The organism is Moellerella wisconsensis, assembly GCF_022592395.1.
Lineage (GTDB): Bacteria > Pseudomonadota > Gammaproteobacteria > Enterobacterales > Enterobacteriaceae > Moellerella > Moellerella wisconsensis.
On the sequence record NZ_CP093242.1, the window covers coordinates 3,241,491 to 3,262,441 of the forward strand.

The following is a 20,951-nucleotide window of genomic DNA, read 5'->3' on the forward strand; positions in this document are numbered from 1 at the left end:
CAACCCCCTGTACACCACGCTACTCTCTATGAGTTTAAGTTCTGGCCGATGAAAGTCATTTAACGCATTGCTGTTGCGGGCACGCAAAATACATTATTTTTATTTAATATAATTTTAAAGATAAATCTTTGTATATTTAAATATATACTCAGTGGTTTGGAATTTTAAAACTGAGTTACTTCATGGAGTTACTTCATGCGATGACTTCCTTAAATAAACCATCGCCATCATACTATCTTCATCTTTTTATTGGATATTATTAATAATACCAATGTTCTACTCCTATCTATTGTGATCCTAGGTCATTGTTAAAAATAACTTGTTAATTCCTTTCCACTAAACAACAATAGCATTTTAACTTAAGTTAAATTACGTTTAGGGATAAGCACGGCAATAGGCTATTTTTTACGCGTTGGTGATAAAACCACCTGTGGCGGTCAGATTCTCACCGGTGATAACACAATGCAATGGAATGGTGTTGCGGGTGCACGTGAAGGCGATATTGTCAGTTGTGGTAAGCATTCAGGGAAATATCATATTATCGGTGGTGTTAGCAGTATGTGGCTTGAAAATAGGAAGCATGCGGGAACATTAGAAAGTATTAGCTCTTGCCCATGTAAAGCAAGATTTATCAACACCATCACTGATTGCTACAGTAAAGAAGATGAGCCAGCCAAAACAAGATCTTTCGTTGAAACAGAACAAAAGCAACTAATAGCGACTCCTAAACCGTCACCAACTGCCCATAATGCTTTTAATAATACTCATAATGTACCAGTGATCACCTCAAATTCACCTATCAACGAAGCATTTATAAAAGATCCAATTAATATTTATGTGATGATAGCTAGGGATGGCTTAGGCCATGCTGGCTTAGTTATTGATGATGGGGAAAATGCATTATTATATGATCCAGGCGGTGGTTATACTGGCTGTTATCTTCGAGGATGTGAAGATGGAGCTCCCACTCATCGAGGTTCATCTGAGCAATTCCCCTACCCTATGTGGGAGTGGGATGACTATCTTGCCTATCATTTATACGATGGACCAAAAGTATCAGTGATTCAATTTACAGTTCCAAGAGAACAGGCCAACCGATTACGGGATATCATTGATGATATGGGGGGAGGCAGCCCACTCTATTGTGCTGAGCGAGTATCTGTTGCATTAAAAAGCAGTGGAGGCATTTTTGAGCGACTGCCTGAAGCTAATGGTATAAAAACACCATGGACACTAAAATCAGAACTCATGGATCTTTATTTTCCTGGTAATGCTTGGTGGAAACTAAATGGTGCTTATTAAATATAATCGATTCAATAACTATATAGCGCTTTGTTTAGGCATTCTTGTTTTCTACCTGATAATGGTTAAACAAGTTTTTTTTACGTTTTTTCGACAGATTGATAGTTTTGCCTTAATCCATCAGGACTTAGAAATGTTAATGTTTGTATTTATTAGCTTAGCAATTTTGATGTTCATTCTTTTGTTCTTCCATAAAACAATCAATAAACATATTACATTTTTACTGCTGCCATATTTACTATCTGTCATGACATGGCTCTATACAAATTACATTCCCAGTATTAAATTTTATAAAAAACTCAGTAGTTACGGTGAGTTTGAAGCTATTTTTATAGTATCCTACATAATCTATGGTGTGTGGTTAATACCACTAACAGCTTACACTTTTAGTTTCTTATTTCGTAAATTAGAAAAAAAACATGAGCTTCAGTGATATAAGATGCCTACTAAAATATCCTATATTTCATTATCTTTAGGTATTTTATTCTATTACCTTGAAATGGTTCATGAGTTTTTTTTCAGACTGTATCCGAAGGCAATAAATACGGTACCTATATTTCAACATCAAACCTTATTGAGTCTCATTTTTGCTATTTACCTTTTATCTATAGCCCCCTTATTCTTTTTTTTACATTAAAAATAAAATGAATAATGGTTATCGTTTTTTATTTTACATAGTTCTACCGTACATACTGTCTGTAATTACTTGGTACAGCAATGGTTCAACCACTGGGGTACTTGGTCACATGTTCATGACTTCTTACGTAATACATGGTGTATTTTTCATTCCTATAGTTGCATATGCAGCTGATTTTTTACTTCGTAAGATGTTGAAGTAAATTGTTTTTATTAAATATAGAGCGATTAAATGATCATTAATTTAAAAAATTATATTCTTTTTTTTGTCATTCTTTTTCCTGCTTATTTAAACGCAGCCCCAGCTAATAAGCATCCAATGGATATTTATGCTTCAAATTTAAAAAAATCCATTCAAAGTCGGTTTTATGATGTAGATCTTTATAACGGAAAAGAGTGCGAAATTAAGATCACTCTCGACGACGATGGAAAATTGATTTCAGCTATCCCTAATGAGAAAAATAGTAACAATGATAACAAGCTTTGCGTTAGAGGTATGGAACTCATTGAAAAAACAAGATTTTACCCCACTCCAGAAGACAACTTAACATCGGATAAAAATGTGTTTAGTATTATTCTTAGACCATAGCCCTGACTCAATCAATGAACTACAAGCCATGGCTCGAAAACCATGCCCGCACACTGCCAGTATAGCTATCAATACGTTGTAAGAACTCATATAGGCGTTTAAGCTGTAATGCCAGTACTTATGCCAGCGCTTATATCTATATTTATAATGTAGATACTTAATATGGTTTCAATTCAGTATGCTGAGGAAGAATGAATAATTAGCGGTAACAAAATAACTTGAGGATTTTCAGGCATAAAAAAACACGCGTTAGCGTCTGGACTCGCTTTTAAGCGGCAATACATTATTTTTATTTAATATAATTTTAAAGATAAATCTTTGTATATTTAAATATATACTCATTGAGTTAGAGTTTGAAAACGGGGTTAATCAACACTAACGCTAGCAATTACTAGCATTAGTGATTTTAACAAAATATCTCTACATAAGAACCACTAGTCTCTATTTAACGGTTATCTCATAAACCTTACTAAAATCTTTGCCTGGGTACATTGTTCCATATGTAAAACCGCCTATTGATATAGAAATCAAACCCTTATTAAGCGGAGTACCTTGAATAACAATGGTATGATAATCCTCTTTAATGGATTGCTTACCTTCCCAGTATGAATAACCGATTGTTGGTGACCAGTGTAGCCCTGAATCCTCAGGCTGAATTATGACTGAGGTACTCTTTTCATCAAGGGCACCGCCAGAAATATTGATAACTTGCAAATATGGTTTACCCACAGCAGCATAGTGTAGAGAATCCGGTAAAATTTTAGGAGTTGGATTAGCACAGCCTGCTAATATAAAAAAGAAACAAAAAATTATAATTTTCACCCTGAGTTCCTTTTTTAAACAAACATAGAAATCACTATTCACGAAAATAGTCTATTAATCATATAGACAGAACAATTCGAATCTCAATGAATTTTATTAGTTTAATCAACTTTTATTTCATAGGTTTTATGGAATTCTTTACCTGCATACATAGTGCCAGAAGTATATCCATCAATTTTAATCTGAATAACTCCCTTTAATAATGGTATTCCAGTGATACTAATCTCATGGAAGTCCTCATCTTTTTGGGTTTTACCTTGAAATGTTAGATATGAAATCTTCGGACTCCATGTCAATCCAGAGTCTTGAGGTATTATTTTGACAGAAATACCTTTGGGGCTAATATACCCTCCGGATATATTAATTGCCGCATTATACACAATGCCGGAGGTTCCTACTGGTAACTGATCAGGCGTTACTTTTGGAGTCGGGTTGCCGCACCCCATCAATATTAGTGCTGCGAAAAATAAAATTATAATCTTCATTTTACAATACTCGCTTGAAAACAAGTGCACCAAATATATGGTTTAATACATAATTCAGTGATTTTTCTTTCTTAACCCAAACCTTAACTTCCCCCCAAGAGAAACAATTTAAATCAACTATCGTATTCACACTTTTTTTAAGCAGTAATAATTGAGTAATCTTCCCTCTAAGATTGAATAGCCACCAGTTCAATTTCAACTATAAATTTCAGTATAAAGTGGAAGTAGCCCTAACGCTGTGAGCTGTATTTCGATTTCATTAGCTTTTTTAATATCATCTTTATTTGAGCCATCAAATACATGCTCAGTACTGATAATCAAAGTGCCTTTATTTTTGTCATTATCAATATTGATAAGTTGAGCTGCCATTGGTAATTGTTCTTGTGTGATTTTTTTATTCAGATAAAGCATCCAACCGACAGGCAATCTGTCAGGGAATACATTTTTATCATTATACCAATAACCATTAATGTCTATTTGCACACACACTATTCTATAATTACCAATATAGTAATTTAATGCTTCAATTATTGCTATTTTATTGGGTAAACTAATATCACGAATTGTAAAATCGAGGCTATATATCAGCCCTGAACCAGTATATTTAATGCTCAACGATTTATTTTCATTTGCCCATATTGTCTCCATACAATCAAAATACGGAATTGCTTTCAATAAATCAGTGGGTGTGCATTGATTAAAGGCTTTCTTTTTTAATGCTTCTTCAAGAGTATCGCCCGTTAAATACCATGAATCCTCCTTCTTCTGAGTGATCGACTCACATGTTAAAATCATATGACTAAAAATATCAATTAAAGATGGAATTGACATTTCTTCATGTAGCTCTATATCTAAACTAATTGATAAATTCATAACTACCTCAAAATTATGGTGAATAATGTGTTCGTACCTGTGATAATTTCTTTAAAAATTTATTACAAAAGCCATACATTTTTTTATGCGAAAAATGCCAATCAATAAATGATCTTTTTTGAAACTGATTAGTACATAACCAATTTTGGTCTGTGGCTTGTTTAAGTATTTTTTTATCCTCCCCCATAAATATATTTGGCTCGCCTTGGCTATTAAAGAAAAAATCATAATTATCTTTAGTTTCAATAAAGTTACATTCACTGGGCTCCCAGCCATCAAAAATAACATTATTTTTTGTTCTCGTGGGTACTGGAATAGTGCATTTCCATTCTTCAATATATTTAATCTGACCTGCTGGGGTATCAACGGTTCTTATTTGTGTGTTACATATTCTAGCCTGATACTCATAAGCACTTGGTGAGCGTGTATTCGTTATATTACTTTCATGAGGAATAATGTACGGAATAGCAGGGCAATCCTTACACCCTTTACTCGCTTCAATTGCGGCTACACCTGCTGATGAACCTGCCACTGCGCCTGCTGCTGCTCCTTGGCTGCCTCTACGCTTATCATCAGAATCTTCGTCATCAATTCCACCAATGGCAATACTTTCATACTCACGAATTCTATCACCGTAACTTGTCTCTCCCCATTCATCATCACCACTGCCTGACGATGAGGGAAAACCGATTTTTGAGGCTTCTTGTGTCACTGCGGCTAGACCGCCCAGAGTCATTAATCCTGCACCTGCAACTATTAATGGAATTGGCATGCTAAGTTCTCCATTCAATCAATTTCATGGCTATCCGTAAAAAATCTTGATACTGCTGCTCTGGCACACGATTTTTTTCCTCAAGCATATTTCTAATTTCGGGTTTTAAATGAAAGCCGGGGCAACAAGCTTCGTAAAATAAAAATGACCGAATTAACGGTTCTTGAGTGAAACCGAGAGAAAGAACATATTGAAATGCGGATTCTAAACGTTTATTCAATGTTTCGAGGTTCTGTAGTTTATCCAAATGATGTTGATAAAAATCAGCACTCACTTGAGTCACATAATCACTCTGTTCAATACTTTGAATTTTCTTTAATTGTTCTTCGCTAAACTGCATTTAACCCACCTCCTTGTAATGCATAAAATCGTCCTTCAAAACGGTAATACCATCCAATGAGCGGCGTGGTTATTTCATGGAATTGTTCGGATGTCAGAACTTGAGGAATATTGTGTATCACCCGAGGATCATAAAACCGAAATAAGGCTGTTTTGCCATCGGGTAAGCTCACATTCAGTCGTTCAGAGAAGTGAGTCGCCAATTTCTCAATTGATGAGTCACTGACTAGCCATGATAGTGCCGGCGATTCAGTTTCTAATTGAATTAAATCTGCAAGTAAATCACTTCGTTTGGACACGTCAATTAACCACGGACCTGCCCATGCAATTTCCGAATCTGGACGTTGTTTAAAGAGTGAACTTACGGTTCCATAACGACTCTGAAGTTCTTGATCAAAGTAACGTTCATATTGTAAACCACAGGTCAAACAATAATGCTTTGCATCAGGATAACGTTCAAAATAGTTAAAAATAGGATGCGGATTATGCATTTATCATTATCCTTCTCGAACAACAAGCATTTGGCCTGATTCAGTTGCTTTCATTAAACAACTAATACAGATTTTATTGGTTATCACGGGAGGGATAGTTGAAGCTGTTTCTGGGGAGGCTGACCCACTTTCATCGCTATAGCAGTCCTGAATTGAGTTAATAAATCGTGCATGGCAAGGACATGAGCTCATACTTTCAAGCGTACCCGCTACTTTTCGCCCTTCATCCCAAACACTGTTACAGCCACCGATAATATAAAAGGGACCAGAATGTTTGCCACAACTGACCATATCGCCTTCACGAGCACCAGCAACACCGTACCATTGCATGGTATTGTCTCCCGTTAATATTTGTCCTCCACAAGTGGTTCTATCACCAACCCGTAAAAAATATCCTATTGCCATAATCTATCCTCATCCATAACTGAAGAACGATTATTTTACACTTAAGCAAAACTTACAATACTTAAATGAAACTATCACTTATTTATGCGACTAAATGTATTATCTTCCAGAAACATGCTCGGCCTTTTTTGTGTCATCACCCGCAATCCCTTATTCAATTTGATGTCGCCATCAATACCATTCACCGAGCGAGTACGTACTCGCTTACCTTTTGCATTTCTGCCCGATAATCCTCCCTTGATTAAATTCTCCTGTAGGCGTTGATATACAGTCCACTAAATGAGGTGTGCGCATTTTTGATCCGCGATGGGAGTGTTTAACCCCTTCTATCGCTTCACGTTCAGCAGGGATCGTCCACATGGCATTTTCAAAATCGATTTCATCCCAGCGGGCGAAACGCAGCTCACTGGAACGAATAAAGACTAATAAGGTGAGTTTGACTGCAAGTTTAGTTAAAGGTCTTCCTTTATAATCATCAATACGTTGTAAAAACTCAGGTAGGCGTTTAAGTTCTAATGCAGCTCTATGGACTCGTTTGCCTGTAGCAACTGCACCAGCCATATCTTGCGCTGGGTTATAGTCAATTAAACCGCTTTGTACCGCATAACGCATTATGGCTGTCACACGCTGTTGTAAACGTGCCGCCACTTCGAGACGCCCAGACCTCTCTACGGTTTTAATCGGTTCAAGGAGATCACGAGTTTTTAGTTCGGCAATATTACGTTTGCCAATAGCAGCAAAGATATTGTCCTCAAGGCTTTTAAGGACTCGATGGCTATGGCCTTCTGACCATTTCTTATTCGTCGCGTGCCAATCGCGAGCAACTTTCTCGAATGTATTAAATTCTTTTTGTTGCTCTTCCTTTAACTCTTTCTTGAGTTCGCGTGGGTCGATACCTAAAGCAATTAACTTTCTGGCTGCATCTCTTTTCTCTGGCTTCTGCCAGTGAAATATCAGGGTAAACACCCAGTGCCAACATTTTTTGTTTACCACCAAAGCAATACTGCAAACGCCAATATTTTGAGCCGTTGGTATGTACCATCAAGTGCATACCATCACCGTCTGTCAGTGTATAAGCTTTTTCGTCTGGTTTAGCTGCACGAACTTTCGTATCGGTTAATGCCATATTCTTTGTCCTCTCACCTCAGAGCAAATACATACTCTAAATAATTCGGATTACATGTAGGCGGCAAGTGAAGATAGCCGAGGAGGATAGATAACTATGTGACTCGGATAGCTGAGCGAAGCCAACACCCATGTAATTCGAAGTATGACTAGTATACAAACTATTATCGAATCGAGAGATACCAACAGTAGATACTTAATATGATTTGAATTCAGTATGCTGAGGAAGAATGAATAACTAGTGGCAACAAAATAACTTGAGGATTTTCAGGCATAAAAAAAGACGCGTTAGCGTCTTATTTTTACTTCTAAGTGGTGCCGAAGGCCGGACTCGAACCGGCAAACCCGAAAGCGGTTGATTTTGAATCAACTGCGTCTACCAATTCCGCCACTCCGGCACAGAAGTGATGTTCTCTTTGGAAAACGTGGTCATTATACTTGGGTTTGGCGGCTGAGCAAGATTTATTGTGTAGTTTTAGACTGTTCGCTCAAAAAAAACGCAGCAGGGGCGCAGGTAACGGTGGGATCTGTTGTCTTTTTAGCAATAAATCCCTTTTTATCTATGCTATCTTGCAGTTAAGTTAAATACCGTGGTTTTATTGCATGGTTATTGCCCGTGGTTATTAACAGTAATTGTTCGTCATGGCTATTTACGCTCATTATTTGCGTTGGCTATTCGCGCTAGTGATTGGTAATGGCGATTGATCATAGTCAGTCGTGATAACGATAAGTGATAGAGCTAGGAGCTTAGGCTAAATTTTGCTAGCTTATAGGCAAACTTTCGGAAAGATTAAAGGTTATTATATGGGCTTTGTAAGCTGGGTGGTGGTTGGTGTGTGTATTGGCGTAGCCGTGGGTGCGTTACTCAAAATTTTCGGCAATAAGAACGGTAATAAGAAATAAGGTAAGCTCGAATGAGCGGGTTTCATAACTATGACGCGGTTGATTGATTAACATGCACAAATCATTACTAAAAATAGTCGCTGTTTCAGCATTGGCTCTGGCGTTAACGGCGTGTTCAACGCCGACAAAGAAGACAACCAAATTTTTGCATTCGGAGCCGCAAGTTTCGACTGATTGGCAAATTTTTGAGGGTGATCGTCGAACCTATGAGCGGATCAATAAAATTGTCGATCTCTATGCTAATCGTATCTTTAATGAGAGTAATGCGCGAGGTATGGCGATTGTAGTTATCGATAATAATCAAACGTTGACGCGTTACTATGGGGAAACTGCGCCGGGAAATCATCAAAAGCCGGGGCCTAATTCGCTGATCCGTATCGCGTCAATCAGTAAACTGATGACCAGTGAAATTTTAATTAAGCTGGAGCAAGATAAAAAGTTATTGATTACTGATCCGTTGCAAAAATACAGTTATTACGGGGTTAATGTGCCGAATAATGGCTCAGCTAACCCGATCCGTCTATTCCATTTAGCCAGTCATACCAGTGGATTACCGCGTGAACAACCGGGAGGCAAATGGGGACGTCCGGTATTTATTTGGCCAACTCAGGATAATCGCTGGAATTGGTTAAAAACCGGTAAGTTGGATGCCACGCCGGGGACAGTCGCTTCGTATTCTAATCTGGCCTACGATTTGTTGGCGGATGCGTTAGTTAAGGCGTCAGGTAAGCCTTATCCACAATTGTTTAAGCAGTATGTGACTGCTCCAGCCAAAATGTACAACACTACTTATACGCCAAATGCGACGCAATGTGCGCGTTTAATGGTGGGTCATAAGCCCAGCCCTTGCCATAACACGCTAGCAGCGGCAGGCAGTGGTGGGGTGTATTCGACCCCGGCAGATATGCAGAAGTGGATGCAGGAGTTTCTTTCGACAGATAAGCAGTTACGCAAACGTACCGCCACACGTGAGCAAGCAATCTATTTTAAACGCCAGCAGCTAAATGAGATCAAAGGGATGGACGTCGCCGGTCTAGCCGATGGTCTGGGATTAGGTTGGGTGTATATGCAGCCGAGCAATGGAAGGCCGGGGATTTATCAAAAAACTGGCGGCGGCGGTGGATTTAATTCGTATATGGCGATGATCCCCCAGCAAAATATTGCGGTGTTTGTGGTGATGACTCGGAAAGAAAATAGTAAGTTCAGTAAGTTGACCGTGGGTGTGAATGAGTTAGTCGCGGCTCTTTCAACCAATCATGCGTATGGAAAACATTGAAAGCGTACCACCGACGCTTGGCAAGCACTGGTGAGTTACTCTGCAACGATAGAAATCGCCGCATCTCGGGTGCTTAATCTGCTGATGCTGTAGTCGTGCTTTACGCTATGCCCTCCGGCATTAGCACAGGCATTAGTAGCGATAAAAAATGGCACGCTATTTTCTGATGTTGTATCTCCGGTCGTGAATAATAGCGTGAAATTTACAACTGTATAGGGTCATTGCAGATAGGACTTTTTTATAACTTGATGTTTTTTATGATGCCGCTACCGACTCGCCTATGATGCCGCTACCGACTCGCCATAATAAGCGTTGATCTCGCTGGCTATGGCTGAGTCGGATATATTGGCGCTATGACCAAATGCCATCCAAATCGAATTATTTTCGTTTGACCAGTAATACAATACTGACAATCAAGAACAGCAAGCTTGGCAACAAGGCGGCCAAAATTGGCGGCACCGAATAGACCAAGCTTAAGCGGCCAAATCCTTCATCTAGTAAATAGAATAAAAATCCACCGGAGATGCCGAACACTACACGGACGCCCATCGGTACGCTGCGTAACGGGCCGAAAATAAAGGATACCGCCATCAGCATCATCACAGCGGCGGATAACGGCGACAGCAGTTTTTTCCACAAGCTAAGCTCATAAACCGCAGCCACCTGCCCACTCTCTTTTAAGTAGCTGATATATTGATATAAGCCACGAATCGATAATGAGCTTGCCTCGAGTGACACTATGCCGAGCTTTTCGGGAGTCAGATTAGTTTTCCAATCCATGGATAGCCGTTGTGAACCCGTAATTTTTTTCTCGTTACCTAAGATAGATTCATCAACCTGAGACAATTCCCAAGTTTTAGACTCGGGATTATAGGTTCCTGAGGAGGCGAACAAGACCGATTGCAGTTGGTGCTGCGGGGTAAATTTATAGATAGAAATTTCTTTAATCGATTGTTCGTTATCAATACGTTGGATATGAATAAAGTCGTCGCCGTCTTTGGCCCACATCCCACGATCGGTGGCAACTAATGAGCTGCCAACAATTTTTTCAGCACGATAATTTCTAGCCCATTGTTCACCGGCGGGAGCTATCCATTCACCGATAAACATCGCCACAATCACCAGTGGAATAGCAGTTTTCATTACCGACAGTGCGATTTGTAAGCGAGTAAAGCCAGAGGCTTGCATCACGACTAATTCGCTGCGGGAGGCTAACCCGCCCAGCCCGAGTAAGGCACCGAGTAACGCCGCCATCGGAAAGAAAATATCGATATCTTTGGGTACGGTGAGCAAGGTAAATACGCCGGCACTGAGCGCGGTATAATCGCCGTCACCAACTTTACGCAACTGTTCGACAAACTTGATGATGCCTGAAAGCGAAACCAGCATAAACAGGGTCATTAAAATCGAGTTGAGGATAGTGCGCCCAATATATCGGTCTAATACTCCAAACATCAGGCGACTCCTTGACTAAATTTTGCTCTAAGTTGACGCATAGGTAAGGTATTCCAAGCATTTAAGACAATGGCTAATCCTAGATAACCGAAGTTTACTAGCCACATAGCAATTTTGGGGTCGACTTCGCCCTTTTCTGCGCTATTTCTTAAGGTGCTTTGCAGTAAGAAGAAAATCAAATACAGCAGCATGGCAGGCAGCATGCTTAATACACGCCCTTGACGAGGATTAACTTCACTGAGCGGAACAACCAAAATAGCCATAATAAGCACTGAGAAAACAATAGTTAAGCGCCAATGGAATTCAGCGTTTGATTCAGGATCGTTGTCTTTCCACAGTTGGTACATGTTTTTCTGTTCAACTTTATCGTTGCGGACTTCGGATTCTTGGTGGTCGATAACCGCCTGATAGTTATTGAAATCAGTGATCCGGAAATCGCGCAGTAATGCAGTTCCTTCGTAGCGGGTACCTTTATCCAGCACTACAATCTGTTCACCTTTGGCGTTTTCTCTTAGATATCCAGTATCCGCCACCACCACAGAGGGACGCTGTTCATTGGCGGGTCGCAGCTGGGCCATAAAGATATTGCTAAATTGGTGCCCTTTGACATCGCCGATGTACAACACAATATTGCGGTCTTTGGTGGTTTTAAATTGCCCTTCGACCATAGCAGCGAGCCCAGGGTTGGCTTTAGCATCGGCCAATACTTGTTCTTGGTATTGAGATGACCAAGGTAGCATCCACGCAATATTAATCACTGCCAATGTCGCGGTAAAGAAGGCCAATACCAGCGCCGCTTTTACTAGCACGCTTTTGCCCAAACCGCAGGCGTGCATAACCGTGATTTCACTTTCAGTGTATAATCGGCTGTAAGTCATCAGCAGCCCGAGAAAAAGGCTGAGAGGCAAAATAAGCTGAGCCATTTCTGGCACGCCAAGCCCAAGCAAGGGTAAGACTAAGTTGGATGGAATATTCCCTTGGACAGCTGCACCAAGGACATCAATTGATTTTTGACTAAAAAAGATCAGCATCAATACAAAAAGTATCGCAAACTGGCTCTTTAGTGTCTCACGTACCAAATATCTAATAATAATCACGCTTATTACGCCTGTGAAAACTTGTCTTTTTGGTGGAAAATGGCTAACTTCGTCCTATATCTACCATTTATTAACATATGCTTGGTTTCCTTATCGACTAGAATGATATAAAAGCATTACTTATACTGGTTTCCCAATCAGAACATGCTTAATTCATTAATGGAATATTAGCAAACCATTCGCTTAGCTTAGCATAAAGAGTTTATTCTCTATGAGGTAGATTATGCGGAATGCTAATTTTAGCGAGAGCATCGGTCTTTGTCTTTAAGATTCAGGAGAACGCATGGAGTTTAGTGTAAAAAGTGGTAGCCCGGAAAAGCAGCGCAGCGCATGTATTGTTGTGGGTGTATTTGAACCTCGCCGCCTGTCCCCAATTGCAGAGCAACTGGACAAAATTAGTGATGGTTATATCAGCGCCCTGCTACGCCGCGGTGAGCTAGAAGGTAAAGTAGGGCAATCCTTACTGCTTCATCACGTTCCTAATATCTTGTCAGAGCGTATATTACTCATCGGCTGCGGTAAAGAGCGCGAGCTGGATGAACGTCAATATAAGCAAATTATTCAAAAAACAATTAGTACCTTGAATGAAACTGGCTCAATGGAAGCTGTGTGCTTCTTAACCGAACTGCATGTTAAAGGTCGTAATAATTATTGGAAAGTTCGTCAAGCGGTAGAAACAGCGAAAGAGTCGTTGTACGTTTTTGATCAACTGAAGAGTAATAAAACGGAACATCGTCGTCCGCTGCGTAAATTAGTGTTTAATGTGCCAACCCGCCGTGAATTGACCAGCGGTGAACGTGCTATTCAGCACGGTTTAGCCATTGCAACCGGTATTAAGGTGGCGAAAGATTTAGGTAATATGCCGCCAAATATCTGTAATCCGGGCTATTTAGCCTCGCAAGCGCGCCAACTGGCAGATCATGCGAGCAACTCGTTGCTAACAACTCGAGTTATCGGTGAGCAACAAATGAAAGAGCTGGGCATGAATGCTTATCTGGCGGTGGGTCAGGGTTCACAAAATGAATCGCTGATGTCCGTCATGGAATACAAAGGGAATCCTGATCCTGACGCTCGTCCTATTGTGTTGGTGGGGAAAGGCTTAACGTTTGATTCCGGCGGTATTTCAATCAAACCTGCGGACAGCATGGATGAGATGAAATATGACATGTGTGGTGCGGCGACAGTTTATGGGGTAATGCGTTTTGTTACCGAACTAAAACTGCCAATTAATGTGGTCGGGGTGCTGGCGGGCTGTGAAAACATGCCGGGAGGACGCGCTTATCGTCCGGGTGACGTGTTAACCACCATGTCGGGGCAGACGGTAGAAGTATTAAATACTGATGCTGAAGGCCGTTTGGTGCTGTGTGATGCATTAACTTATGTTGAGCGCTTTGAGCCGGAGCTGGTGATTGATGTCGCTACTTTGACCGGCGCTTGCGTGATTGCGTTGGGCAGCCACTTTACCGGTTTAATGTCGAACCATAACCCGTTAGCGCATGAGCTGTTGAACGCGTCGGAGCAAGCGGGTGACCGAGCATGGCGTCTGCCGTTAGCCGATGAGTTTTATGATCAAATCAGTTCTAACTTTGCTGATTTAGCGAATACTGGCGGCCGCCCAGGTGGCGCGATCACCGCAGGCTGTTTCTTGGCACGTTTTGCGACCCGTTATAACTGGGCTCATTTAGATATCGCCGGTACGGCATGGCGTTCAGGTAAAGCTAAGGGCGCCACTGGCCGTCCAGTGGCTATGTTATCGCAGTTCTTATTAAACCGTGCCGGGCTAGGCACCGACGAGTAAGTGGCTTTCAACGCATAAACGGACGAGTCGATAGTCTTGCAGATAGCCGAATGGCTTGTTATGCCGGTTGAGCATTGCGGGTTTAGCCTTGCGGATTTAGCACGTATAGCCGGGTAAGCTGAGTCAATATGACGCAGATCACTCGGCTAATCCCTAAAGGGATCATCGAAAAGATGTCATCTTAGGCTGATTCCGCTAAAATACGGTTATCATCGCTTTCAGGGTATTGCTGACCGCAATGCCCTTTTTCCGTGACTGAGATACTATTTTCTGTAACTGAGATATTATGAAAAATGCCATCTTCTATTTATTAGAACAGCCCTCTTTGCAAGAGGGACTGGAAGCCCATGAATGGCTAGCCTGTCAGCTGGCTGCGGCTAAATGGCGTGCAGGAAAGCGAGTATTAATCGCCTGTGAGACAGCAGAGCAAGCGGAAAAACTGGATGAGGCGCTTTGGCAAAGAGAGCCGCATCAGTTTGTCCCTCATAATCTGGCGGGTGAAGGCCCGCGTTACGGCGCACCGGTGGAGCTGTGCTGGCCACAAAAGCGCGGTAATGCCTCCCGTGATGTACTGATCAACTTGCAGACTCCCTTTGCAGACTTTGCAACGGCTTTTCATGAAGTGATAGACTTTGTTCCTATCGATGAAACTTTAAAACAGTTGGCGCGTGAGCGGTATAAAATTTACCGCAGCGTCGGCTTTAATTTGACCATGGCGGCGCCGCCAACTTACTGAATAAAGATATAAAATGGAAAAAAAACCTGATAATCAGATCGTCGAGCCTTCGCTCGATAAAACTTATAATCCAGCGGAAATAGAACAGTCGCTGTATAGCCACTGGGAAAAAAGCGGTTATTTTAAGCCCAACGGTGATACTAGCCGTGACAGCTTTTGTATCGTGATCCCGCCACCGAATGTGACCGGTAGCCTGCACATGGGCCATGCGTTCCAGCAGACTATCATGGACACCATGATCCGTTATCAGCGTATGCAGGGTAAAAATACCTTATGGCAAAGCGGTACGGATCACGCGGGTATCGCCACTCAAATGGTGGTTGAGCGTAAAATCGCGGCGGAAGAAAACAAAACACGCCATGATTATGGCCGTGATGCATTTATCGATAAAATCTGGCAGTGGAAAGCTGAATCTGGTGGGACAATTTCGCAACAAATGCGTCGTCTCGGGGATTCTGTCGATTGGGATCGCGAACGCTTTACCATGGATGAAGGTTTATCCAAAGCGGTTAAAGAAGCCTTTGTGCGTCTGTATAAAGAAGATTTAATTTATCGTGGTAAACGTCTGGTTAACTGGGATCCTAAATTGCACACCGCGATTTCTGATCTTGAAGTTGAAAACCGCGATGTTAAAGGTTCTATCTGGCACTTACGTTATCCATTAGCCGATGGCGCAAAAACCGCCGAAGGGCTGGATTATTTAGTGGTGGCAACTACCCGTCCAGAAACCATGTTAGGAGATACCGGTGTTGCAGTTAACCCGGAAGATCCGCGCTATAAAGATTTAATTGGTAAAGAAATTATTCTGCCAATTATCCAGCGCCGCATTCCTATCATTGCCGATGAGCATGCCGACATGGAAAAAGGCACCGGTTGTGTGAAAATCACTCCGGCCCATGACTTTAATGACTATGAAGTCGGTAAACGCCATCGCTTGCCTATGATCAATATTTTGGATTTTGACGGTAATATCCGTACAGAAGCCGAAATTTTTGATACTAACGGTGAAGCGACGACTGTTTATAGCACTGAAATCCCTCAAGCTTATCAAGGCATGGAACGTTTTGCCGCCCGTAAAGCGGTTGTCGCAGAGTTTGATGCGTTAGGTCTGTTAGAAGAGATCAAACCGCATGATCTGACTATTCCTTATGGCGACCGTGGCGGCGTAGTGATCGAGCCGATGCTGACTGACCAATGGTATGTTCGCACTGCGCCGCTGGCGAAAGATGCGATTAAAGCCGTGGAAGATGGACGTATTCAGTTTGCCCCTAAACAGTATGAAAACATGTATTTCTCATGGATGCGTGATATTCAAGACTGGTGTATTTCTCGTCAATTATGGTGGGGCCATCGTATTCCTGCCTGGTATGACGATAATGGCAATGTGTATGTTGGCCGAGATGAAGCTGAAGTTCGTCGTGAAAATAATCTCAGTGACGAGATAAGCTTACGCCAAGACGATGATGTGCTGGATACCTGGTTCTCTTCCGGCCTGTGGACCTTCTCAACTTTAGGTTGGCCAGACAATACTGAAGCACTAAAAACCTTCCATCCAACGGATGTGTTGGTCAGTGGCTTCGATATTATTTTCTTCTGGATAGCCCGCATGATCATGCTGACCATGCACTTCATCAAAGATGAAGATGGACAGCCGCAAGTTCCCTTTAAAACAGTGTATATGACCGGGTTGATCCGTGATGATGAAGGCCAGAAAATGTCTAAATCTAAGGGTAACGTGATTGACCCGTTAGATATGATTGATGGTATTTCGTTAGAAAAACTGTTGGAAAAACGCACCGGCAATATGATGCAGCCGCAATTGGCAGAGAAAATTGCTAAACGTACGGCCAAAGAGTATCCAGAAGGGATCGAAGCCCATGGTACCGATGCATTGCGCTTTACTTTAGCCGCGTTAGCCTCAACGGGTCGTGATATCAACTGGGATATGAAACGTCTTTCAGGTTACCGTAACTTCTGTAATAAGTTATGGAATGCTAGCCGTTTCGTGTTGATGAATACTGAAAATCAGGATTGCGGTCAACAAGGCGGCGAGATGAGTTTCTCATTAGCTGATCGCTGGATCATGGCTGAATTCAACCAAACGGTGAAAGATTATCGTGAGGCGTTAGATACCTATCGCTTTGATATCGCTGCCGGTATTTTGTATGAATTCACTTGGAACCAATTCTGTGACTGGTATTTAGAGCTGTCTAAACCGGCAGTACACAAAGGCAATGAAGCTCAAGTCCGTGCGGCTCGCTTTACATTGATCGAAGTATTGGAAGGCTTGCTGCGTTTAGCGCACCCAATCATTCCATTTATTACCGAAACTATTTGGCAGCGGGTCAAAGTTGTGAAAGGTATTGCAGCCGATACCATCATGTTGCAGCCTTTCCCTGAGTTCGATAGCCAAAAAGCGGATCAACTGGCGCTGAGCGATCTGGAATGGATTAAAGAAGCGATTATTGCAGTACGTAATATTCGTGCTGAAATGAATATTTCCCCGGGTAAACCTTTAGAAGTGATGCTGCGTGGCGCCTCTGCGGATGCACAACGTCGGGTTGAAGAGAACCAGAACTTTATTAAAGCCATGGCGCGTTTATCGTCAGTCTCTATTCTGGCTGCCGGTGAAACCGCGCCTATTTCGGTGACTAAATTGATCAATGGGGCAGAAATTTTGATCCCAATGGCGGGTTTAGTTGATAAAGAAGCCGAGCTGGCGCGTTTGGATAAAGAGCTGGAAAAAGTAGAAAAAGAGATCGTTTCTATCGAAGCTAAGCTGGCGAATGAGGGCTTTGTTAGCCGTGCGCCTGCTGCAGTTGTCGAGAAAGAACGTGCTCGTTTAGATGATAACTATCAAGCAAAAGAGAAATTAGTGGCGCAGAAGCAAACTATCGCTTCGCTCTAATTTTTTAAGATATTTAGCCTTAGTAAGCTAAGCTTAGTAGATAAGCAGACAAGTAGATAAGGGACGTTTAAGCGCACTCTATCTATCAAATCAGCCCGTTTAGCCGTCGATGATTGACGCTAGACGGGCTTTTTTCGCTTTGAATCTAATTAAATTATCATCGCAGCTACAAAACTGGTAAAAAATCGGCTAATTTAATCCTAAGTTAGGCTGCCAAGCTAATCCGATAAGCCAAGCAGACAAACTATTTCACCAGAATAGGTTCGATAGCCTATTTAGTATCAATAAAATATAATAATAGATAGAGCATAAAATCATGCCAACTCATAACATCACATTAAGTCATAACAGCACATCAACTAACAACAACCCCCCCGGCCCCGATTATCATCTCCGCCTAATCCAACCGGCAGATAATCCCGCGATTGCTCGAGTGATCCGCGCAGTTTCAGCTGAACATGGGCTGACTGCCGACAAAGGTTTTGCTGTCGCCGACCCGATCCTCGACAGCTTATATAGCGTGTATAGCCAACCGCGCAGCGCCTATTGGGTGGTCGAAGTCGCGGGCGAGATTGTCGGTGGCGGCGGGATTTCTCCATTAGCGGGGGGAGATAAATATACCTGTGAATTACAAAAAATATATTTATCGTCGGTAGTCAGAGGCCAAGGCGTCGCCAAAAAAATTGTGCTGATGTCGCTTGAGTTCGCTCGCCAACAAGGATATAAGCGTTGCTATTTAGAGACCACGGCGCAACTACAAGCGGCGATTAAGCTGTATGAAAAACTCGGTTTTGAAACCATTGACGCGCCATTAGGCAATACCGGGCACGGGGATTGTGAAATCAGAATGCTAAAAACTTGGTAGCAGGAGTCTAGCTGAATAATTTGGCGTGAACACCAGAATAGCCGAGGCAATGGCTATTCTGGTTATTAACCGGCGACTCAATTAATGAATGCTGGCCTGCGGTGCTTCATCAGGCTGTTGATCATCTTCTTCGTCATCATATTCGGCGTCAGGATCTTCAAAATAGGTTCCCCAACCGTCGTAGTTGACTGACATTTTTTCGGCTAATGCCATTAATTGGCTGACTTGTGCGTCAATTAATTCGGCATTTAATGCGCATTCGCTGATCACGTCGCAACACATTAATTTGCTGCCGTCTTCAACTTCAAGCTCTTCGGCATCAGACACTTCGTAGCCCAGTTTGAAGGCTTCGACCGCCGCTTTTTCTAAAACAGAAAAATCGGTGGCAGAAAAATGATGCTCTATAGCGTACAGTGCATCAGGATCGCTACCATCTTCGAGTAATTCTTCGATAATTAGACGTGTTTCTTCGTATTGAGCATCGAACTCAGCTTTATCAACCATGTTACATCCCTCAGATTTATCAATCGCGTTGCCGCATTCTCCCACAGCCATGCAGGTAGAACCATAGCTATGATTAACAATTTATTTGACTAATAGGTTGATTTTGAATTTTTATGCAGATAAATTAAATATTAAATCAAATTTTAAATAAAATAAAACCTGGGGTATCTTATGAATCCTTTCTATCAAAGGCACTTTTTACGCTTGTTAGATTTCACACCGAGTGAGCTGCAATTGCTGCTTAAACTCGCCGCTTGGCTAAAAGCAGAAAAAAAAGCCGGCACAGAAAAACCTTTGCTAACCGGCAAAAATATTGCCTTAATTTTTGAGAAAGATTCAACCCGTACTCGCTGTGCGTTTGAAGTCGGGGCATTTGATCAAGGTGCACGAGTGACCTATCTCGGTTCGGCAGGCAGTCAAATTGGGCATAAAGAATCGATTAAAGATTCCGCCCGCGTGCTGGGCAGAATGTATGACGGTATTCAGTATCGGGGTTATGCACAATCCACCGTTGAAACGCTAGCAAAAACATCGGGCGTACCGGTATGGAATGGATTAACCGATGAGTTCCATCCCACACAGTTATTGGCTGATCTACTCACTATTCAAGAGCATCAACCGCACAAAGCGTTATCCGAGATTAAATTTGCTTATCTGGGGGATGCACGCAATAACATGGGGAATACGATGCTGGAAGCTGCCGCACTGACCGGCATGGAAGTGCGTCTAGTGGCACCAAAGTGCTGTTGGCCAGAGGAACAACTGGTCGCCGAATGTCGTGAGGCAGCTAAACATACCGGCGGTAATATTATTCTCACTGAGGATGTAGCCAAGGGGGTGAAAGGCGTCGATTTTCTGTATACCGACGTTTGGGTCTCGATGGGGGAGCCTAAAGAAGTGTGGGAGCAACGTGTTCCGCTGCTAAAACCGTATCAGGTGAATATGGAAGTGATTAAATTAACCGAGAATCCGGCAGTTAAGTTTTTGCATTGTTTGCCCGCATTCCATAATCAAGAAACCTTGGTAGGTGCCCAGCTGGCTAAGCAATTTGATTTATATGACGGCGTAGAAGTTACCGAAGAAGTATTTGAATCGGCCTATAGCATTGTATTTGATGAAGCTGAAAACCGTTTACATACCATCAAAGCGGTGATGGTCGCCAGCCTAGCGGCTGAACTGCCGATTTAATCAGTCTACTGTTTATCCTGTGCAGCTTGTCGTTTGTAGCTTGGTCTGTGAGTTTACCGATAAATTTGCTCGCAAAGCTGCGTATTTGGCGATGAGCTCATTTGTCATTTGTCGATAGATATCAGCTAAGCTAAATATTAGGGGCCAGCGACTAAATACTAAGTGCTAAAAGTCAGCAATTATTTTCGCTGTTCGGTATAAGCAAACGCTTGCTCTGATATTAGACAGGCGTATAATGCCCCACAATTTGGCGGGAGAAAACATGATATTTGCACTGAGTAAACAATTTGCAAACTTGATTTCTGCGCTACCGTTTGGTAGCTCAGAGCCTCTGTTTTTTCTCGTATTTCTATTTAAAAGCCCCTCAATGAGGGGCTTTTTT

The 20,951-nt window shown here is 42.0% G+C and carries 18 protein-coding genes, 1 tRNA gene and 3 pseudogenes; 8 read left to right on the top strand and 14 right to left on the bottom strand.

From position 1 onward, the window contains the following. Positions 1–462 precede the first annotated feature (462 nt). Positions 463–1,302: a PAAR domain-containing protein gene (locus MNY66_RS17965; RefSeq protein WP_338157366.1), complete on the top strand. Its 840-nt coding sequence runs from the start codon at positions 463–465 to the stop codon at positions 1,300–1,302. A gap of 868 nt (positions 1,303–2,170) precedes the next feature. Next, positions 2,171–2,527: a cell envelope integrity TolA C-terminal domain-containing protein gene (locus MNY66_RS14105; RefSeq protein ID WP_241501120.1), complete on the top strand. Its 357-nt coding sequence runs from the start codon at positions 2,171–2,173 to the stop codon at positions 2,525–2,527. Here MNY66_RS14105 and MNY66_RS14110 read toward each other — a convergent pair. From MNY66_RS14110 to MNY66_RS14160, 11 genes and pseudogenes are all read right to left on the bottom strand, one after another. Next, positions 2,513–2,581: pseudogene (locus MNY66_RS14110) on the bottom strand (tyrosine-type recombinase/integrase); the annotation flags it as partial. The gene MNY66_RS14105 and the pseudogene MNY66_RS14110 overlap by 15 nt on opposite strands. A gap of 387 nt (positions 2,582–2,968) precedes the next feature. After that, a complete protein-coding gene (locus MNY66_RS14115; RefSeq protein ID WP_047257471.1) occupies positions 2,969–3,349 on the bottom strand; it encodes a hypothetical protein in 381 nt (126 codons plus the stop codon). Between the two features lie 101 nt (positions 3,350–3,450). After that, a complete protein-coding gene (locus MNY66_RS14120; RefSeq protein WP_052956443.1) occupies positions 3,451–3,834 on the bottom strand; it encodes a hypothetical protein in 384 nt (127 codons plus the stop codon). A 195-nt stretch (positions 3,835–4,029) separates the two neighbouring features. Then, positions 4,030–4,707, bottom strand: coding sequence for an Imm52 family immunity protein (locus MNY66_RS14125; RefSeq protein ID WP_047257472.1), 678 nt, complete (start codon positions 4,705–4,707; stop codon positions 4,030–4,032). Positions 4,708–4,720: 13 nt separating this feature from the next. Beyond that, positions 4,721–5,479 carry a Tox-REase-5 domain-containing protein gene (locus tag MNY66_RS14130; RefSeq protein ID WP_241501121.1) on the bottom strand — a complete coding sequence of 253 codons (759 nt, stop codon included), beginning with the start codon at positions 5,477–5,479 and terminating at the stop codon, positions 4,721–4,723. A 1-nt stretch (position 5,480) separates the two neighbouring features. Further along, the gene (locus MNY66_RS14135) at positions 5,481–5,819 is read right to left on the bottom strand and encodes a hypothetical protein (RefSeq protein ID WP_241501122.1); all 339 of its coding nucleotides are present in this window, start codon (positions 5,817–5,819) and stop codon (positions 5,481–5,483) included. After that, a complete protein-coding gene (locus MNY66_RS14140; RefSeq protein ID WP_241501123.1) occupies positions 5,809–6,309 on the bottom strand; it encodes a DUF4123 domain-containing protein in 501 nt (166 codons plus the stop codon). Before MNY66_RS14140 ends, MNY66_RS14135 begins: the two co-directional genes overlap by 11 nt. 6 nt (positions 6,310–6,315) lie before the next feature. Then, positions 6,316–6,714 carry a PAAR domain-containing protein gene (locus MNY66_RS14145; RefSeq protein ID WP_047257476.1) on the bottom strand — a complete coding sequence of 133 codons (399 nt, stop codon included), beginning with the start codon at positions 6,712–6,714 and terminating at the stop codon, positions 6,316–6,318. A gap of 74 nt (positions 6,715–6,788) precedes the next feature. Continuing rightward, positions 6,789–6,989, bottom strand: a pseudogene (locus tag MNY66_RS14150) (DUF932 domain-containing protein); the annotation flags it as partial. Further along, positions 6,988–7,840: pseudogene (locus tag MNY66_RS14155) on the bottom strand (tyrosine-type recombinase/integrase); the annotation flags it as partial. The pseudogenes MNY66_RS14155 and MNY66_RS14150, both read right to left, overlap by 2 nt. Before the next feature lie 312 nt (positions 7,841–8,152). After that, positions 8,153–8,237, bottom strand: a tRNA-Leu gene (locus MNY66_RS14160). A gap of 557 nt (positions 8,238–8,794) precedes the next feature. On the opposite strand from MNY66_RS14160, the gene ampH reads away from it, so the two are divergent. After that, positions 8,795–10,018: a D-alanyl-D-alanine-carboxypeptidase/endopeptidase AmpH gene (ampH, locus tag MNY66_RS14165; RefSeq protein WP_047257477.1), complete on the top strand. Its 1,224-nt coding sequence runs from the start codon at positions 8,795–8,797 to the stop codon at positions 10,016–10,018. Positions 10,019–10,396: 378 nt separating this feature from the next. Here ampH and lptG read toward each other — a convergent pair whose 3' ends face one another. Further along, positions 10,397–11,473 (bottom strand): LPS export ABC transporter permease LptG, encoded by a 1,077-nt coding sequence (lptG, locus tag MNY66_RS14170; RefSeq protein ID WP_047257478.1) that lies wholly within the window; start codon positions 11,471–11,473, stop codon positions 10,397–10,399. Then, positions 11,473–12,570 carry an LPS export ABC transporter permease LptF gene (gene lptF / locus MNY66_RS14175; RefSeq protein WP_047257479.1) on the bottom strand — a complete coding sequence of 366 codons (1,098 nt, stop codon included), beginning with the start codon at positions 12,568–12,570 and terminating at the stop codon, positions 11,473–11,475. The genes lptG and lptF overlap by 1 nt, the downstream gene beginning before the upstream one ends. 283 nt (positions 12,571–12,853) lie before the next feature. On the opposite strand from lptF, the gene pepA reads away from it, so the two are divergent. From pepA to MNY66_RS14195, 4 genes are all read left to right on the top strand, one after another. Continuing rightward, entirely contained in the window at positions 12,854–14,368 is a 1,515-nt protein-coding gene (pepA, locus tag MNY66_RS14180; RefSeq protein WP_047257480.1) for a leucyl aminopeptidase, read from the top strand. Between the two features lie 286 nt (positions 14,369–14,654). Next, a complete protein-coding gene (locus MNY66_RS14185; protein WP_047257481.1) occupies positions 14,655–15,104 on the top strand; it encodes a DNA polymerase III subunit chi in 450 nt (149 codons plus the stop codon). A gap of 13 nt (positions 15,105–15,117) precedes the next feature. Further along, positions 15,118–18,012, top strand: a complete 2,895-nt coding sequence (locus MNY66_RS14190) for a valine--tRNA ligase (RefSeq protein WP_047257482.1) — start codon at positions 15,118–15,120, stop codon at positions 18,010–18,012. A gap of 316 nt (positions 18,013–18,328) precedes the next feature. Then, a complete protein-coding gene (locus tag MNY66_RS14195) occupies positions 18,329–18,877 on the top strand; it encodes a GNAT family N-acetyltransferase (RefSeq protein WP_241501124.1) in 549 nt (182 codons plus the stop codon). Between the two features lie 81 nt (positions 18,878–18,958). On the opposite strand, the gene rraB is transcribed toward MNY66_RS14195, so the two are convergent. Next, a complete protein-coding gene (gene rraB / locus MNY66_RS14200; protein WP_047257523.1) occupies positions 18,959–19,381 on the bottom strand; it encodes a ribonuclease E inhibitor RraB in 423 nt (140 codons plus the stop codon). A 171-nt stretch (positions 19,382–19,552) separates the two neighbouring features. Between rraB and argF the strand changes: the two genes are divergently transcribed. Next, entirely contained in the window at positions 19,553–20,569 is a 1,017-nt protein-coding gene (argF, locus tag MNY66_RS14205; RefSeq protein WP_241501125.1) for an ornithine carbamoyltransferase, read from the top strand. Positions 20,570–20,951: the final 382 nt, after the last annotated feature.